The following is a 16,143-nucleotide window of genomic DNA, read 5'->3' as shown; positions in this document are numbered from 1 at the left end:
TGGCATCCCGCAAGGCGCGCCGGCACTCAACTTCCGGTACTGGACCACCCAAAATCATGAAATGCTATTGAATAGCGTTTACCGTCAGTCCATTCGTTTCATGGGCGAACGATGCAACCATTTCGCTATATGCGCCAATCAGGTGCATGCGTCATGAATAACACTGCATTCGCCTGCATTGACTCATTGCATTCGCGCCGTATTGTGCATCCTTATCGACGAGCAACGCGTATCAATCGGATACCGTTGACAGGCGCGAGCACAGGTTTTACCCGCATTTACTCACGAAAGAAAATGGCGCTTATCAGCCGGTCAATTGGCGAGCTGGGCTTTCACCCAGCGATAGAACTGCTGGATCGCCGCTTCACGCGGATGGCCCTCGCGCCACGTGAAGTAATAATCGAGCGACGCCGGAATGCGCACCTGTCCCAACTGCACCAGCTCACCGCGGTCGATGAAGCCGCGCGCGAGCTGCAGGCGCGCCGTGGCGGCCCCTTGCCCGGCCACTGCGGCTTGCAGCAGGAGGCCGGCGTCGTCGAATACCGGCCCGCGTTCGGGCTCGCCTGCCGCCACGCCCGCCGCATCGAAAAAGTCGCGCCACGAGCGGCGCGAGAAACGCAGCAGCGGCATGGCGGCGAGATCTTCGATGCGAAACGCCGGGTAGCGCGCGAGCAGAGCGGGACTGCAGACGGCCACCACCTGGTCGTCGAGCAACTTGCGGATCTGGAAGCCCGGTTCATCCACGCGCCGATGCCAGATGCCGATATCGAACGGATAGGGATCGGGCGGCGTGACGTCGGCGTGCATGCGCAGCGAAAGATCGACGTTGGGATGCCGGTCGTAGAAGTCGCCCAGGCGCGGAATCAGCCAGACCGAGGCGAAATCGGACATCACGCTCAATTCGAGCCGCGTCACCGCGCTCACGCCCGGACGCGTGGCGTCGAGCGCCTCGCGCAGCTCTTCGAGGCTGCGCCGCACGCGCTCGGCAAGCTGCGCGCCGGCCGCCGTGGGAATCATGCGGCTGCCGGCGCGGCGAAACAGCTCGACGCCGAGCTCCGCTTCGAGGGCTCGCAGGTGGTGGCTCACGGCGCTGTGCGTCAAATGCAATTCTTCTGCCGCGCGGCTGAAACTGCGCCGCCGCGCCGCCGCTTCTAGCGCACGCAGGGCCTGCAAGGGAGGAAGCGATCGTGACATGACGTCAAATTCTACTCACAATCGCGGCTGAAATCTCTCGCTGGCCTCGCGGTGGACTTCTCGCCAATAATCGTGACCCAGCCATTCAATCCGCTTTCGGGTCCCGCCCGCATCATGACCGCACTCAGACTGCGCGTATTCGCCGTTTTTGCGCTCGGCTATTTCGTTTCTTACCTGTTTCGCGGCGTCAACCTCGGCTTTGCGCCGTTCCTGACGCACGAAATGGGCCTCACCGCCACCGATCTGGGCACGCTCACGAGCCTCTATTTCCTTGGCTTCGCGGGCGCGCAGATCCCCGCCGGCGTGCTGCTCGACCACTTCGGCCCACGCCGTGTGACCGCGAGCGTGATGCTGGTGGCCGCCGCCGGCGCGCTCGTGTTCGGCCTTTCGCACAGCATGGGCGCGATGATGATCGGGCGTCTGCTGGTCGGCGTGGGCGTTTCGGTGTGCCTCGGCGGCGCATTCAAGGCCACCGCCCAGCATTTCCCGGTCGCCCAGCTTACGCTCGTCAACGGGCTCGTGATGGCCGTGGGCGGCCTCGGCGGCGTGGCGGTCGGCGCCCCGCTCTCGTGGCTGCTCACGATTGCGCCGTGGCGCACCGTGAGCGTCGGACTCGCGGTGCTCACCGCAGCCGTCGCGGCCATCATCTGGATCTGCGGCCCGCGCACGCGCGACACGCACCATCAGGCGAGCGTACTCGAGCAGTTCAAGGGCACCGCGCACATCCTGCGCAGCCACGCGTTCTGGAAGGCGGCGACGTTCTCCGCCTTCACGCAGATCGTGTTCTACGCGATGCAGTCGCTCTGGGTGGGCGCGTTCCTGCGCGACGTGGTGCCCGCCGGTACGACCGATGTGGCCTCGCGTGCGGCCTCGCTGGTTTCCGTACTCGGCGGCGCGTTCATCGTCGGCAACATCGGCTTTGGTGCGCTCGCACGCACTTTCGAGCGCTGCGGCGTGAGCGTCGCGCGCTTTTCCGGCGTCACGATGGCGCTCTTCGTGCTCGTCCAGGCGCTGCTCGCGGCCCGCGTGCCGTTGCCCGCCACGTTCCTGTGGGCCGCGTATGGCGCGCTGGGCGGCACCGGCATCCTCACCTACGCCGTGCTCGCCGAATACTTTCCCCCGCGCCTGATCGGCCGCGTCAACACCACGTTCACGCTTGTCATCTTTATCGGCATCTTCGTCGCGCAGATCGCGATCGGCGCGGCGCTCGGCCACTGGAGCGCCGTGGACGGCCACTATCCGGTCGTCGCGCATCAGGCGGTCTGGACCGGCCTGATCGTGCTGCAAGTGCTCGCCGCCGTGTGGTACTTCATGCCGGCCCGGCACGCCGGTGCCCGCCGCCACGCCGTGGAATCCTGAAACGTCCGCGCGCGGGCGCCGTTGCATTGCGATGGCCTCGGCGTGTTCTCGCGGCGATTTCGGCGCTCCCTTCGCCTGGCAAATCAATTCGATATCCGAAGTAAATATCGGTTAGATGAAGAGAACCGACCCAGGAAATCGATCCCACCTCTCTCCTCCCGACACACACGCATCCGGCATTTCCCTATAGTCCCTCGCACGGCGTAGCGCGTCGAGTACAATGCTGCCCCGCCGGCCTCGGGTAGACGCGCGCCTTTGGTTTCCGCGCGGCTCGCAGCGGCTACGCAGCGCTTGCCGGTGCGCTCACGCGAGCCTGGCCAACCGACTGGCCGGTCGTATGACGAATAAGGCATTCCGCTCGGCGCACCGAAGCACCGTAATGTGACGATCGGAAAACGGGAAAACGTACGCCGGGACGGAACTTTCCGAACCGAAACGCGGCGGCCAAACGGAACTGAGCGTAAACTGCCGCTGTTGCCATTCGAATGTGTCGATTCATGATAAAGAGAGAAACTTCCATGTCAGACCATACCCACTCGCACGACGGCCACTCCGAATCGTGCGGCTGCGATTTGCTGCACCTTCTCGACGGCGTGGATGAGTTCGCTCGTAACGTGTTTCCGGGCGACAAGGAGCTGTTCCGCAGCCTTGCCCACTCCCAGGCGCCGCATACGCTGTTCATCACCTGCGCCGATTCGCGCGTCTCGCCCGAACTGATCACGCAGACGCGCCCCGGCGAGCTGTTCGTCTGCCGCAACATCGGCAATATCGTGCCGGCTTATGGGGAAATGCTCGGCGGCGTCTCGGCCGTGGTCGAGTTCGCCGTGCTCGCGCTGAACGTGAAGCAGATCGTGCTGTGCGGCCACACCGACTGCGGCGCCATGAAAGGTCTCGCCGACGGTCCCGGCGCCACCGCGGACATGCCTACGGTGCAAGCCTGGCTGCGCAACGCCGAGGCGGCGCGCAGCGTCGTGCAAACGCGCGGCTTGAACGACGACCAGATCGTGCAGGCGCTCGTCGAGGAAAATGTCCGCCTCCAGCTCACGCACCTGCGCACCCACCCGGCGGTGGCGGCTCGCGTGGCGCAAGGCCAGCTCCAGCTGCAAGGCTGGGTGTACGACATCGGTCACGGCACGATTTCCGTATTCGACGACACGCACGGCCGCTTCGAATCGCTCGGCTCGGCGCGCACCCGCCTGCTCAAAGACACCACGGGCTAAGCCGCCCGCGCCCTCCCGGGCTCCCAACGCTCCCGCGAAACCCCGATGAACCGGACCACGCCGCCAGGCGTCGTCCGGTATTCGTGCTGGATTGCATCAACTTTCGCAACAATGATTTGACCCGTCCGCATCAACCAGGTATTTACCCTGGTGCAGGACCTGACTATACTTGCGCCCGTGGTACACGCGGCACCCTGCCGCATCAGAAGAAAAATTTCAGGCCCACTCCACGTCTAGCGCCGTTTGGTTTGCAGCAGCATGCGTCATGACAAACGGCTGGTGCGCTCGCACCCTGGCGGCCGGTAATGGGCTACGCACCGCGACGGGCAGAACGCCCGAATTCGCCTGTTACCGAAGGAGTCACGCCGTGGAATCCGCCCTCAAGTCGCCCGCCAAAGTCGAAGTCAAGCTGCTCCTGCATCCGCACGACCATCACCGCGCGCTTGCCATCGCCAAAGCGGCGAATCTTGCCGAGCGCGAGTTCTTCGCGCTGGCCATTCATCTCGGAGCAGCGGAAATCCTGCGCTCCACCGATACGAACTAACCGCGCAACGCCGACGAACGCCGCCGCACCGCGACACAGGCCGCGGCCGCGCATGGCGGCGAACGAGCGGTGCCAGCGCCGGCCGTTCGACTCGACGCGAAGCACGAACGCCACTGTACAGACGCGCGTTCCTATCGGAAACTGTGGCCTTTCCGGTGGACGGTGCACAGAAAACTCCCGGTCCACGCTATTCCGATCGGAAACTTTCCCGCCGACCGCCTCATGATCCGCCCTTCGCTCTGCCCTCCGCCCCTCGGCCCACGCCTCCCTTCCAGCCGCGAGGCGGCACGATGAACGACAGCGCACGGAACAACGGCACAGTCCGCACAGCCTGGGTCGGCTGGCTGCCCTACATCGTGGCGGCGACGTTCTTCATGGAGTATCTCGACACCACCGTGATCGCCACGGCGCTGCCGCAGATGGCGCACTCGTTCGGCATCGGGCCGAACAGCCTGAGTCTCGGCGTGACCGCGTACATGCTCGCGCTCGCCATCTTCATCCCGGCGAGCGGCTGGGTCGCCGACCGCTGCGGCTCGCGCACGGTGTTCTTCGGCGCGGTGGTGACGTTCACGCTCGCCTCGGTGCTCTGCGGCATCTCGCAGAATCTCTGGGAGTTTGTGGCCGCGCGCGTGCTGCAAGGGATCGGGGGCGCCATGATGGTGCCCGTGGGCCGCATGATCGTCGTGCGCAGCACCGACAAGAGCCGCCTCATGCAGGCGATCTCCACCATCACCTGGCCCGCCATCGCGGCGCCCGTGGTCGGGCCGCCGGTGGGCGGCTTCATCACGACCTATGCGTCATGGCGCTGGATCTTCCTGCTCAACGTCCCGTTCGGCATTGCCGTGCTCGCGGCCATCGCGGCCGTGGTGCCGAATCTGCGCAGCGAACAGCGCCGGCCGCTCGACGTCGTCGGACTCGTGCTGAGCGGCGCGTCGCTCACGGCCCTGCTCTATGGCGCGGAGCTCGCGAGCCAGCCCGGCTCGAGCCCATGGAGCGGCGCGGCGCTCGTGGCTGCTGGCGTGCTGATCGGCGCCATCGCGTTTGCTCATGCGAAACGCCATCCGCATCCGCTCGTGGATGTTTCCACGCTCCGCATTCCGACTTTTTCGGTCACGGTCGTGACGGGCTCGATCACGCGCATCGGCATTGGTGCGGCGCCCTACCTGATGCCCCTGCTGTTCCAGATCGGCTTTGGACTCTCGGCCTTCAAGTCGGGGCTGCTGCTGCTCGCCAGCGCGCTCGGCAATCTGGGCATGAAAGCGCTCACGACGCGCATTCTCGAGCGCTGGGGCTTTCGGCTCGTCGCCGTGGTCGACGTGGCGCTCGCCGGCGTTTCGATGATCGCGTGCGGAATGCTCACGCCCGAAGTGCCGCTCGCCATCGTGCTGATCGTGGTGTTCGTGTACGGCGTCACGCGCTCGATGCAATTCTCGACGCTCGCGACGCTCGCCTATGCCGACGTCGCGCAGCCGCAGATGAGCGCGGCCAGCACGCTCTGGAGCGCCGCGGCGCAAATGACCAACGGACTCGGCATCGCGTTCGGCGCGCTGGCGCTGCGCGTGGCGGCGAGCTTCCATGGCGAATCGAGCGGCCATGCCTTCACGCTCGACGATTTCCGCCTCGCGTTTCTGAGCGCCGGCGTGCTCACGCTGCTTTCGATCTGGGGCTATGCTCAGATGGCGCGCGATGCGGGGCAGAACGTGGGCGGCGGCTCGCGGCGTCAACGCGCCTGACGATACGAGCGAAGCACGCCTGCAGTGGGCCGCTTAGTGGTCCGCTTGGTGAGCCGATATAGCGGCCATGCGCGCGCGACCGCCCCAAGACGAGGCGTGAGCGAATTACTCCGGAATGCTGGCCCGAACCGTGAATTCCTGTTCGGCGTCCGCTTCGAACGCGTCGTCCTCGCGCGCGTGCGCGGCATGGAACTCCGAAGAAAGCGGCTCGACGGGATAGCCGTGGCGCTCCCACGCGTCGAGACCGCCCTTGAGCGCGTGGGCGTGATAGATGTGCTTGCTGCGCAGCTGACTCACGATGCGCTTGGCCGTCGCCTCGTTCGGGCACACGCAATAGACCACGATGGACTGCGCGAGCAGCTCGGGCGCGAGCGCATCGGCCGAATCCAGATTGAGCGGCCGTGCGCCCGGGATCCGATACGACTCTTTCTCGCGCACGCTTTGCGGCCGCGCGTCGAACACGACCGGCGGCACGGACGACCTCATCATCTCGTCGAGCTGATCGGGCGAAATGCGATGCGTGGCCAGCCAGCGGCGCAACTGCAGGCGGCGCGCCCAGCGCCAGGCGAGAAACAGCAGGCCCGCAAGCGCGAGCACGTCGAAGATGGTCCAGCCATTGGCGCGCACGAACATCGCGAACCGCGCAATTTGCGCGTGCATGGCCGCGCCGCCGATGAGCCAGGTGCCGGCCCACAGCGTTGCCCCGACTGTGTCCCAGAGCAGGAAGAGGCGCACGTCCATCGACGTCGTGCCCAGCAGCGGCGCCGATATGAGACCGAGACCCGGCACGAACTTCGCCACCGCGAGAATGGGCGCGCCATGACGCTCGAACACGTTACGCGCGACCCGAATCGTCGTATCGAGCGACAGCGAAAAGCGCACGAGCGAATTGAGCAGCCGCCGCCCGCGCATGCGGCCCGCCGTGAACCAGAGCGAATCGGCGAACAAGGTTGCCACGACCGCCGCCAGCAGCAGACTCACATACGATGCATCCCCGCCCGCCGCCATCGTGCCCGCCAGTATCAGTACCGGCGCGGCCGGAACCGGCACCCCGAGCTGCGTCACGAGCACGCTGAAAAAGACCGCCCCGGTACCAAAATCGGGTGGAATGGCGGTGGGGAGCGTCCACATATCGGGATTTCCTGCGCGAAGACGTTTGGATCAGAAAGGAAATTTTTGTGCAGTTGCAGCACGAACATAGAGATTACCCCAACTGGGTGGTTTCTTGCTTGCGGCTCCACGGCTGACGCAAGCAAAGCGGCCGGCCGCCGATCCTGCCCTTTTCTGCGCCCGGTGGGCGTTCCGGAAGGCTTATGCGGGCCGTGAATCGGTGCTACTCTGGGCGCTCCCGCCGTTGCAGCCGACTTCATTCCCCCTTCGTTTCCCTTCAGAAACATGCGTCACTGGCGTCTTGACCGACCGAGACAAACGGGCCAATTCGACCTGTCCCGTGTCACCAGTCTCATTTCCGCGCTTGGCCGCGACGACACCAACGCGCTCGCCGCCGAAGTTCTCAATTTGCTCGGGCCGGCCACGTCGGTTTCGCAATGCACGGTGTTCGCGTACGAATTCGGCAACCGCCCGCGCACCGTGTCGGTCGCCGACCATCGCGGCGGCCGCTTCCTGCGTGACGTCGCCGACACTTATTCGCGCCTGTTCTACGCGCTCGACGGCAATCAGCAGATCGTGGGCGGCGAGACGGCGAACCCGCCGGGCTCGTCGCTGGTGCTGCACTGGCAGTCGAGCGAGGACATCGCGCACGACGGCTATCGGCAGGCCTGCTACGCCACGCCCAATGTTTCCGATCGGCTCTCCCTGCTGCTGCAGCCCGCCGCCGACATCTGGCTCTCGGTCAACCTCTATCGCGAACGCGACGCCGGCAATTTCCGGCCGGGCGAGGTCGAGCTGGTCGAGTCGCTTGCACCGTTGATCGGCGAGGCCACGAAGCATCACTACGCCCTGCGCGGCCAGAGCCAGATGGGCATTCCGCAACTGATGCTCGCGCGCCTGCGCGGCCTGTGCCCGGCGCTCTCGAAGCGAGAACTCGACGCGCTGCGCGGCGTGCTCGAAGGCAGAAGCGCCGCCGACATCGCCGAATGCATGGGCATCAAGCCCAGCAGCGTCGTGACTTATCAAAAGCGCGCGTATCAGCGCCTCGGCATCTCCAGCCAGCGTCAGCTATTCGCGCTCTGCCTCGCCAACGCCGCCAGCGATCAGGGCTGAACGCGTCACCGCCTGCGTGAGCGGCGCATCCCGGCCCGCTGTACCCAAAATGAGGACAGCGCCGCGTCAGCCACGCTCCATACTCCATGCATCGCCGCCGGTCTTCGATGGCCCGGCGGCCCGCGCGGCGCGCCTCGTGTGGCGCGCGAGAAAAAATTTCCAGTCGGAGACGCCTACCCTCATGCCTCGTTTCGCCCTTTCCCCGATCGGCAACGGCCCCGCCACGCACGGAGGCACCGCGCCATGAGCACCGAATTCAAGCCCTATCCGTTCGAAGCCCGGCATTACGATGCTCGCCTTCCCGAACTCGTCGACGGGCGCGAAAACGCGCCTCATCCGGTCGTAATCGTCGGCGGCGGTCCGGTCGGCTTCGCCATTGCGCTGGGACTCGCGAAGCACGGCGTGCGCTCGGTGCTGATCGAGGCCGACGACTCGGTCTGCTACGGCAGCCGCGCCATCTGCATTTCGCGCCGTAGCCTCGAGATCATCGAGCGCCTCGGCGCGCTCGACGGCTTTCTCGCGAAGGGACTGCCGTGGACCGGCGGGCGCAGCTTCTATCGCAACGACGAAGTCCTGCACTTCACGATGCCGCAGGACGAAAACCAGAAGCTGCCGCCGATGGTGAACCTCGCCCAATACCACATCGAGCAGTTTCTGCTCGATGCGGCCGAGCGGCATGCCGACCTGATCAACATTCGCTGGGGCACCCGGGTGACGGCCGTGCAGCAGGACGCACACGGCGCAACGCTCACGCTCGCGACGCCCGCGGGCGAGTACGAAGCCCAGACCGACTGGCTCGTCGCCGCGGACGGCGGCCGCAGCATGGTTCGCGATGCGCTGGGTCTGAAGCTCACCGGAACGAGCTACGAAGGACGCTACGTGATCGTCGACATCCTGCTCGACAGCGCGCGCCCTACCGAGCGCCTCGCCTACTTCGACCCGGCCTCGAATCCGGGCTCGACGGTGCTCGTGCACAAGCAGCCCGACAACGTCTGGCGCATCGACTATCAACTGCGCGACGGCGAGGATGCCGAAGAAGCCGTCAAGCCCGAAAACGTGATGCCCCGCGTGCAAAGCCTGCTCGACATGATGGGCGAGACCGCGCCGTGGTCGCCCATCTGGATCACGATCTACAAGGCCAATGCGCTCACGCTCGAACGCTACCGTCACGGCCGCGTGCTGTTCGCGGGCGACGCGGCGCATCTCGTGCCGATCTTCGGCGTACGCGGCGCGAACTCGGGCATCGACGACGCCGACAACCTCGCGTGGAAGCTCGCCTGGGTGGTGCAGCAACGCGCGGGCGAGCGGCTGCTCGACAGCTACTCGGACGAGCGCGTATTCGCGGCGCACGAGAACCTGAGCTACGGCACCAAGAGCACCGAATTCATGGCGCCGCCCTCGTTCGCGTTCAGCTTGATGCGCACCGCCGTGCTGAGCCTCGCGCTCAAATATCCCGGCCTGCGCTCGCTGATCAACCCGCGCCAGACCTCGGCGATCGCCTATACGGCTTCGCCGCTGAACGCGGTTTCCGATCCGCTCGCTGGCGGCCCGGCGCCCGGCGCGGTGCTGCCCGAATGCCCGGTGTCGATCGTCGATCGCGGCTCGATGACCGAGGGCCATCTGACCGATCTCGTCGGACCGCGCTTCACGGCGTTCTATTTCAGCGCGGATGGCGCGGTGCCGCCCGCCGTCGACGCGCTCGAAGCGGCGTTCGCCTCGCGCGACGTGCCGTTCGCGCTCGTGCCGCTCGCGCAGCGCAAGCCCGCCGACGTCATGCGCCGATGCGGCTGGGACCGCAAAGGCCGGCTGTTCCCGATGTACGGCGCCACTGCGGACACGCTCTATCTCGTGCGCCCCGACGGCCACGTGCTCGGCCGCTGGCAAGGCGCCGACGAGACGCTGGCGCAACGCGCGCGCGACGCGCTCGAGCACGCATTGCGGGCCTGAGGCCCGCTGCCCACACCACCGAAAACGATGAAACCCGGACTGGAAAACGCCATGACCGACAGCGAACTCGACAAGGTCTACACGCGGCTGTGCAAGACCATGACTGAACTGGGCGAGGCCAATGCCCCGCTCTTTCTCGCGCGCTTCGCGCTGCTCGCGGTGGAGCGGATCGGCAACGCCGAGGCGTCGCTCGGCCTGATCGACGCGGCCCGCGAGGGCATGTCGATGCCGCAATAGATAACGAACAGGCAAAGAACGGCAGCACAAAGAACGGGATCCCGCGCCCCGTTTCCGATCCGCAACGCACCGGTTCGCTTAGCGCGGCTGCGCCAACTGCAGCAGCCGCGCGAGCCGCGAACGATTGTTGACGCCGAGTTTCTGAAACGCACGATCGAGATGCGTACGCACGGTCGTATAGGAAATTCCGAGCCGTTGCGCGATCTCCTTGTCCAGTAGCCCCTCGGCCGCGAGAGTCACGACCTCGCGCTCGCGACGCGTGAGACGCGCGAGCAGATCGGCCCCGGTCAGGGCCATCTCCGCCGGTATCCCCTCCACGGACACATCCGCCGTCTTCGCCATGCCGGCTTCGCGGCGTGCCCGCGCCAGCGCCGCCGTGAAAGCCGGCCGGATCAGATCGAGCAGCGCAACTTCATGATCGGAAAAATTCTCCCGATGCTTGCCGCGCCAGATCCGCAGATCGCCGATGTTCTCGTCGCCGTCCCAGACGAACAGATTGATGCCCCAATACAGGCCGTCGAGACGCAGGAAATCGTTGAAGAATTCGGTGCGCACGAGCGCTTCGTGCGGTATCGCATCGGTCACGCGCACCGCCTCGCGGCGGTTCTGCAATGACGGCATCAGTGGATCGCAATACTGGAAGTACCGCTCGTAATCGCCGAGATTGTCGGCGGACATGTTGAGAGCCACGCGCTGCCCGAATTTTTCCTGCACGCCATCCCAGACGTAGGACCCCATATGGTCCGCGCGCAGCAGATCGAGCATGCGCCGCCCCACCTCGAGCCGCAGGACGTCCTCCGGCAGCGTACGGTCGGCCAGCAGCTTGAAGACGTCGGCGAGCAACGCCAGTTCGCGGCTTGTGAGGTGCATGCGCGGCGTGAACGACCCTGAGTTGAAGAGCGCCTGCGTAGCCCCCCGATCGTGGTTCGTTGCCGTTGCGCGCGCAGCCATCGGGGCAGCCGCAAACATTAAAACGTATTTAGCGTGCCCGACCCATTCAAGAAAACCCGCGAGCCCCACACCGCGCCCGGAAAAGAAAAAGGGCGGCCAGAGCCGCCCAGGAAAACACACGCCGGCTCGGTTTTCACGCGCCGGAGTTTGCATACTACGCGATGAACCCTGGTTGCGACGTCCTCATTAAAGAGGACAAGACGCTTACAAACATTCATCGCATGCGAGTTTTTTGGGCAGACGCCCGAGGTGGCCCGCACCAACTCAATTTCGGGAAAACTCGATCGGCATTTATTTCTCATCGGCAACAGGCCGCGCAACATGGAGGCGAACGCATCGGCAAACCCGACCGGCACGTTCGCCGCGCATCACATCACTGAACCACGCGCGTCACGCCGCGTCCGCGCGGATCGGCGGCGGCTTCCGGCGTATCGCCGTCGATGCGGATCGCCTGAATATCGCCGCTGAAGTCCTGGCCCTTGAGCACATAGCCCTTGGCCTCGACCTGCTTGGCGAGGTCGCCGTTGATCGGCTGGTACGGCTCCCAGAAGATCGTGTTGGGCGGCAGCAGTTGATGATGGAAGCGCATCGCGGCCACCGCGTCCTTCAACGGCATCTTGAAGTCATAGATGTTGTTGATGACCTGGAAGATCGACGTGAAGATACGCGAGCCGCCGGGCGTGCCGATCACGAGCGCGACCTTGCCGTCCTTGGTGAGGATCGTGGGCGTCATCGAGGAAAGCGGGCGCTTCTTCGGCGCGATCGCATTCGCGTCGCTGCCCACCACGCCGAACATGTTCGGCACCCCGGGCTTGGACGAGAAGTCGTCCATTTCGTCGTTCAGCACGATGCCGGCGCCCGGCACCACCACGCCCGAGCCAAAGTAGCCGTTGATCGTATAGGTGTTCGACACGGCGTTACCCCACTTGTCGACCACCGAGAAGTGCGTCGTTTCCGCTTTTTCCGGCATCTTGTTGCCGTGCGTGGCGTCCGCCTTCTCCGGCATCGAAGTGCCGAGACCGGGCTGCACGCTCTTCGTGTCCGACGGCTTGTCGGGGTCCACGTCGGCGGCGCGTTTGGCGAGATAGGCGTCGTCGGTCAGCTGCGCGACCGGCACCTTGTAGAAGTCGGGGTCGCCGAGATACTGCGCGCGATCGGCGAACACGCGCTTTTCGATCTCCGCGATCAGATGGATGTATTGCGGCGAATTGAGCGGCACGTCCTTGAACTGCGGCGCCAGCATCGCCTTCATCTTGAGCAGCTGCACGAGGCCCACGCCACCCGAGCTCGGCGGCGGCGCGGTGATCACTTCATAGCCGTTCCACCTGGCCTCCACCGGCTGACGCCAGACTGCCTTGTACTCCTGCAGATCGCGCCTGGTGATGAGGCCGTGGCCCTTCATGGCCGCCGCGATCAGGTCGGCGGTCTTGCCGTCGTAGAAGTCCTTCGCCCCCTGGTTCGCGATGCGCGTGAGCACGTCCGCGAGATCGGGCTGCTTGAACGTCGTGCCCTCCTTCATGTCGCCGAAGTACTGGTCGAAGTTGGTCTTGCCGCCGAACTCCTTCGACGCGTCTTCGCGGCGCTTGGCCAGTTGCTCGTCGACGAGGAAACCGTCGCGCGCGTAATGGATCGCGGGCTGAAGCACCTGCTTCCATTGCAGCTTGCCGAAGCGGCGCTGTGCTTCCCACATGCCCTCGACGGTGCCCGGCACGCCCACGGCGTCGTAGCCATAGAGGCTCTTGCCCGGGATCACGTTGCCCTTGTCGTCGAGATACATGTTGCGCGTGGCGGCCAGCGGCGCGCGCTCGCGATAGTCGAGGAAGTACGGCTTGCCGTTCACGTAGAGCGTCATGAAACCGCCGCCGCCGATGTTGCCGGCTTCCGGATAGGTGACGGCCAGCGAGAAGGCGATGGCGACCGCCGCGTCGACGGCGTTGCCGCCTTCCTTGAAGATCTGCTCGGCCGCATCGGCCGCGTACTTGTCGGCGACGGCGACCGCCGACGCGGTCAGGACAGCGGGACGTTGCTGCGTGTCCTTCGCAAACGCGGGCGTGGCTTCGAGAAAGCCCGCGGACAAGGTGGAAAGCGAAACGAGTGCGAGAGCAGCGGCGGAAATTTTCGTTCTATCGACCAGCTTCATTGAGTGACCTCCATGATTCGGTTCATCGAGCACCAGCTTGTGACCCGGCTTTTCAATCGACTTTCAGCCCGGATCCTGCGCTTATAGCACGCGCAGAAATCGTTTGCGATCAGGCCATCCGCCGATAGCCTTCCCCGGACACTGGACACCGAACCGGCAGAAGCGAAATCGGCGAACGGATCAGGTTTGTCCGCGCCGGCCACGCGCGATCTCGTCGCCCGCGTTGGCGGGCAAACGCATCGTCACCGGAATCGAGGCCACGGAAAAGAGCCCCACGACAAAAAACGCGGGCCAGAAATCGGACCATACGATGGTCGGATGCCCCTGTATCCGATGCGAAACCTGCAGCACGATCCCGGCGATGGTCACGCCGAGCCCCAGCGAAACCTGCTGGATCACGCTGGCGACGCTCGTGGCACGGCCGATGTCCTTGGTGGGGATATCGGCGTAAGCCAGCGAGTTGAGACCGCTGAACTGTAGCGAAGGAAACACGCCGCCCAGCAGCACCACGAGCCAGATGAGCCAGATGGGCGTGCCCGGCGCGAACAATCCATAGACGGCGATGGAGACGCCCGCGAGCGCGGCGTTGACGATCAGCGTGCGGCGAAAGCCGAAGCGGCCGAGCACGTGCGAAACGATCGACTTCATGAAGATCGAGCCGAATGCCGACGCGCACGTGATGGCGCCCGAAACGAACGCCGTCATGCCAAGTCCCTCCTGCAGCGTGAGCGGCAGCAGGAACGGCACGGCGCCGAGTCCGATGCGAAACAGCGAGCCGCCCAGCACGCTCGCATTGAAACTCGGGATGCGCAAAAATTTCAGATCGAGAACGGGCCGTTCGGCGCGTTGCGCGTAGAACCAGTAGCCGCCCAGCAGGAGCGCGCCCACTACGCACATCGTCAGGGCTTTCCCATTGGAAACCAGCTCGCCGCCCACGAACGACAGCCCGAGCATGAAGAGCGACGCGCCGCCCGCGGAGAGGATGAAGCCGAACCAGTCGAGCGGTCCGGGATGCTCCTCGTGCATGTTCGCGATATGCCGGTTCGCGAGCCAGATGCCGAGCACGCCAATCGGAATATTGACGAAGAAAATCAGCCGCCAGTGCAGGTAGGTCGTGATGAAGCCGCCGAGCGGCGGCCCCATCACGGGACCGAGCAAGGCAGGCACGGTGAGATAGTTGACCGCGCGAATGAAGTCCGATTTGGGCAGCGAGCGAAAGATGATGATGCGGCCCACCGGCACCATCATCGCGCCGCCGATACCCTGCACGAAGCGCGCGGCCACGAACATTTCGAGCGACCGCGACGCGGCGCACAGCAGCGAGCCCGCCATGAAAATGCCGATCGCGGTGCGAAACACGTTGCGCGAGCCGAAGCGGTCCGCCACCCAGCCGCAAATGGGAATGAACACGCCGAGCCCGATCACGTAGCTCGTGACGGCGAGTTTGAGGGTGATGGGGCTCTGGCCCAGATCGCGGGCCATCGCGGGCAGCGAGGTGACGATGACCGTCGCGTCCACGTTCTCCATGAACATCGAGCACGCGACGATGAGCGGAACGATGAAGGTGCCTAGTGCAAGGGGCATGGGCAGGAACGACAGTCAGCGTGGCTGATGGCGTAAAGCTGCCATTATGGCACCGTGTTGCCGAAAACGGTGAGGCCGCAACAGATGAAGCGGCGCGAAAAATACCGGGAACGCGCCGCAAAAAGCACGAGGGCCGCGAAACCCGGCGCCGCATTCACGCGGCAACGGACTTCACGGCCCTCTTATGTCGAAAGCGAAAAGCGCGGCCCGGATGGCGATCAAACCGCCGTCTGCTTCACGCGGCTCACGATCGGCGCCAGTTGCGGAAGCACCTCTTGCGCCGCACGCGTCACGTCATTCGGGAAGTCGATTTCGATCCACGGCGCGCCGGTGACGTCCGCGGTTTCGAACTCGCTGCCGCGTTCGAGCAGCAGGTCTCGCAGCGCTTCTTCGTGCGGCATGTTCGCACGATCGGTATCAACATAGCCCGCAACGATCTGCGCAAAGCGGTGCGCCGTCGCTTCGTTCAAGCGGAAGAAACCCACCGATTCGCCGATCGTGTCGTACTGCAGCCCCACCGCGAGTTGCTTGCGCAGCTCGACGGGCACGCCCTCGCGCAGGCATAGTTTCACGGGCTCGTCGCCGGCCTCGAAATCGCAGTCGATCAACAGGCGGTTGGTCGGCGCGTCACCGGCCACGAGCGGCGCGAATACGCGCTCGTCGTAGAGCACGTCGGCGTCCATCAGCAGCACGTCGCCGCCGCGCGTGAGCGCTTCGGCCGTGCGATGCACCGTGAGCACGCTGCCCAGGTCGAAGCGCGGATTCATCACCACCTCGACCTCATGCGGCCAGCCGATGCGCTTGAGCTCGGCCTCGACCAGCTCGGGCTGGAAGCCGAGCGCGAGCACGACCTCGGTAACGCCCGCCGACTCGAGCATCTGCAGATGGCGTTCGAGCAGCGTCACGCCCTCGAATTGCAGCAGACATTTCGGAAACTGTTCTCCAGCCGGTTGCTGAAGGCGCAGGCCGAGGCCTGCCGCGAGAATGATGGCGCGCATGCGTTCCTTGGGA

General features: G+C 65.2%; 13 protein-coding genes. 7 read left to right on the top strand and 6 right to left on the bottom strand.

The window, feature by feature from the left end; translation table 11 throughout:
- Positions 1 to 312: 312 nt before the first annotated feature.
- Positions 313 to 1,194 (bottom strand): LysR substrate-binding domain-containing protein, encoded by an 882-nt coding sequence (locus U5775_RS09180; protein WP_322057815.1) that lies wholly within the window; start codon positions 1,192 to 1,194, stop codon positions 313 to 315.
- A 114-nt stretch (positions 1,195 to 1,308) separates the two neighbouring features.
- On the opposite strand from U5775_RS09180, the gene U5775_RS09175 reads away from it, so the two are divergent.
- The 4 genes from U5775_RS09175 (at position 1,309) to U5775_RS09160 (ending at position 6,050) form a co-directional block, all read left to right on the top strand.
- A complete protein-coding gene (locus tag U5775_RS09175; protein ID WP_322057814.1) occupies positions 1,309 to 2,553 on the top strand; it encodes an MFS transporter in 1,245 nt (414 codons plus the stop codon).
- Between the two features lie 518 nt (positions 2,554 to 3,071).
- Positions 3,072 to 3,773, top strand: coding sequence for a carbonic anhydrase (locus U5775_RS09170; RefSeq protein WP_322057813.1), 702 nt, complete (start codon positions 3,072 to 3,074; stop codon positions 3,771 to 3,773).
- Between the two features lie 367 nt (positions 3,774 to 4,140).
- A complete protein-coding gene (locus U5775_RS09165; protein ID WP_322057812.1) occupies positions 4,141 to 4,317 on the top strand; it encodes a hypothetical protein in 177 nt (58 codons plus the stop codon).
- A gap of 290 nt (positions 4,318 to 4,607) precedes the next feature.
- Positions 4,608 to 6,050, top strand: coding sequence for a DHA2 family efflux MFS transporter permease subunit (locus U5775_RS09160; RefSeq protein ID WP_322057811.1), 1,443 nt, complete (start codon positions 4,608 to 4,610; stop codon positions 6,048 to 6,050).
- A gap of 105 nt (positions 6,051 to 6,155) precedes the next feature.
- Here U5775_RS09160 and U5775_RS09155 read toward each other — a convergent pair whose 3' ends face one another.
- Positions 6,156 to 7,181 carry a VTT domain-containing protein gene (locus tag U5775_RS09155; RefSeq protein WP_322057810.1) on the bottom strand — a complete coding sequence of 342 codons (1,026 nt, stop codon included), beginning with the start codon at positions 7,179 to 7,181 and terminating at the stop codon, positions 6,156 to 6,158.
- 264 nt (positions 7,182 to 7,445) lie between these two features.
- Between U5775_RS09155 and U5775_RS09150 the strand changes: the two genes are divergently transcribed.
- From U5775_RS09150 to U5775_RS09140, 3 genes are all read left to right on the top strand, one after another.
- A complete protein-coding gene (locus U5775_RS09150) occupies positions 7,446 to 8,273 on the top strand; it encodes a helix-turn-helix transcriptional regulator (protein WP_322057809.1) in 828 nt (275 codons plus the stop codon).
- Between the two features lie 243 nt (positions 8,274 to 8,516).
- Complete coding sequence (locus U5775_RS09145; RefSeq protein WP_322057808.1) at positions 8,517 to 10,220, top strand: FAD-dependent oxidoreductase; 1,704 nt, start codon at positions 8,517 to 8,519, stop codon at positions 10,218 to 10,220.
- Positions 10,221 to 10,271: 51 nt separating this feature from the next.
- A complete protein-coding gene (locus tag U5775_RS09140; protein WP_322057807.1) occupies positions 10,272 to 10,457 on the top strand; it encodes a hypothetical protein in 186 nt (61 codons plus the stop codon).
- 78 nt (positions 10,458 to 10,535) lie between these two features.
- On the opposite strand, the gene U5775_RS09135 is transcribed toward U5775_RS09140, so the two are convergent.
- The 4 genes from U5775_RS09135 to U5775_RS09120 all read right to left on the bottom strand — a co-directional run bounded on the left by U5775_RS09135 (position 10,536) and on the right by U5775_RS09120 (position 16,130).
- Positions 10,536 to 11,561, bottom strand: coding sequence for a helix-turn-helix transcriptional regulator (locus U5775_RS09135; protein WP_322057806.1), 1,026 nt, complete (start codon positions 11,559 to 11,561; stop codon positions 10,536 to 10,538).
- A gap of 220 nt (positions 11,562 to 11,781) precedes the next feature.
- Positions 11,782 to 13,548, bottom strand: coding sequence for a gamma-glutamyltransferase (gene ggt / locus U5775_RS09130; RefSeq protein ID WP_322057805.1), 1,767 nt, complete (start codon positions 13,546 to 13,548; stop codon positions 11,782 to 11,784).
- A gap of 180 nt (positions 13,549 to 13,728) precedes the next feature.
- On the bottom strand, positions 13,729 to 15,132 hold the full coding sequence (locus U5775_RS09125) for an MFS transporter (RefSeq protein WP_322057804.1): 1,404 nt from the start codon (positions 15,130 to 15,132) through the stop codon (positions 13,729 to 13,731).
- 218 nt (positions 15,133 to 15,350) lie between these two features.
- A complete protein-coding gene (locus U5775_RS09120; protein ID WP_322057803.1) occupies positions 15,351 to 16,130 on the bottom strand; it encodes a phosphocholine cytidylyltransferase family protein in 780 nt (259 codons plus the stop codon).
- Positions 16,131 to 16,143 lie beyond the last annotated feature (13 nt).

The sequence above is a fragment of the Paraburkholderia sp. J63 genome (assembly GCF_905220245.1).
Taxonomy (GTDB): Bacteria; Pseudomonadota; Gammaproteobacteria; order Burkholderiales; family Burkholderiaceae; genus Paraburkholderia.
Note: the sequence above shows the minus strand (reverse complement) of the source record. Positions and strands in the feature narration are given on the sequence as shown.

Bases quoted from the DNA above. Each gene is read 5' to 3' on its own strand.
- U5775_RS09180 (WP_322057815.1), bottom strand. From the start codon at position 1,194: ATGTCACGATCGCTTCCTCCCTTGCAGGCCCTGCGTGCGCTAGAAGCG.
- U5775_RS09175 (WP_322057814.1), top strand. From the start codon at position 1,309: ATGACCGCACTCAGACTGCGCGTATTCGCCGTTTTTGCGCTCGGCTAT.
- U5775_RS09170 (WP_322057813.1), top strand. From the start codon at position 3,072: ATGTCAGACCATACCCACTCGCACGACGGCCACTCCGAATCGTGCGGC.
- U5775_RS09160 (WP_322057811.1), top strand. From the start codon at position 4,608: ATGAACGACAGCGCACGGAACAACGGCACAGTCCGCACAGCCTGGGTC.
- U5775_RS09155 (WP_322057810.1), bottom strand. From the start codon at position 7,181: ATGTGGACGCTCCCCACCGCCATTCCACCCGATTTTGGTACCGGGGCG.
- U5775_RS09150 (WP_322057809.1), top strand. From the start codon at position 7,446: ATGCGTCACTGGCGTCTTGACCGACCGAGACAAACGGGCCAATTCGAC.
- U5775_RS09145 (WP_322057808.1), top strand. From the start codon at position 8,517: ATGAGCACCGAATTCAAGCCCTATCCGTTCGAAGCCCGGCATTACGAT.
- U5775_RS09140 (WP_322057807.1), top strand. From the start codon at position 10,272: ATGACCGACAGCGAACTCGACAAGGTCTACACGCGGCTGTGCAAGACC.
- U5775_RS09135 (WP_322057806.1), bottom strand. From the start codon at position 11,561: ATGCAAACTCCGGCGCGTGAAAACCGAGCCGGCGTGTGTTTTCCTGGG.
- ggt (WP_322057805.1), bottom strand. From the start codon at position 13,548: ATGAAGCTGGTCGATAGAACGAAAATTTCCGCCGCTGCTCTCGCACTC.
- U5775_RS09125 (WP_322057804.1), bottom strand. From the start codon at position 15,132: ATGCCCCTTGCACTAGGCACCTTCATCGTTCCGCTCATCGTCGCGTGC.
- U5775_RS09120 (WP_322057803.1), bottom strand. From the start codon at position 16,130: ATGCGCGCCATCATTCTCGCGGCAGGCCTCGGCCTGCGCCTTCAGCAA.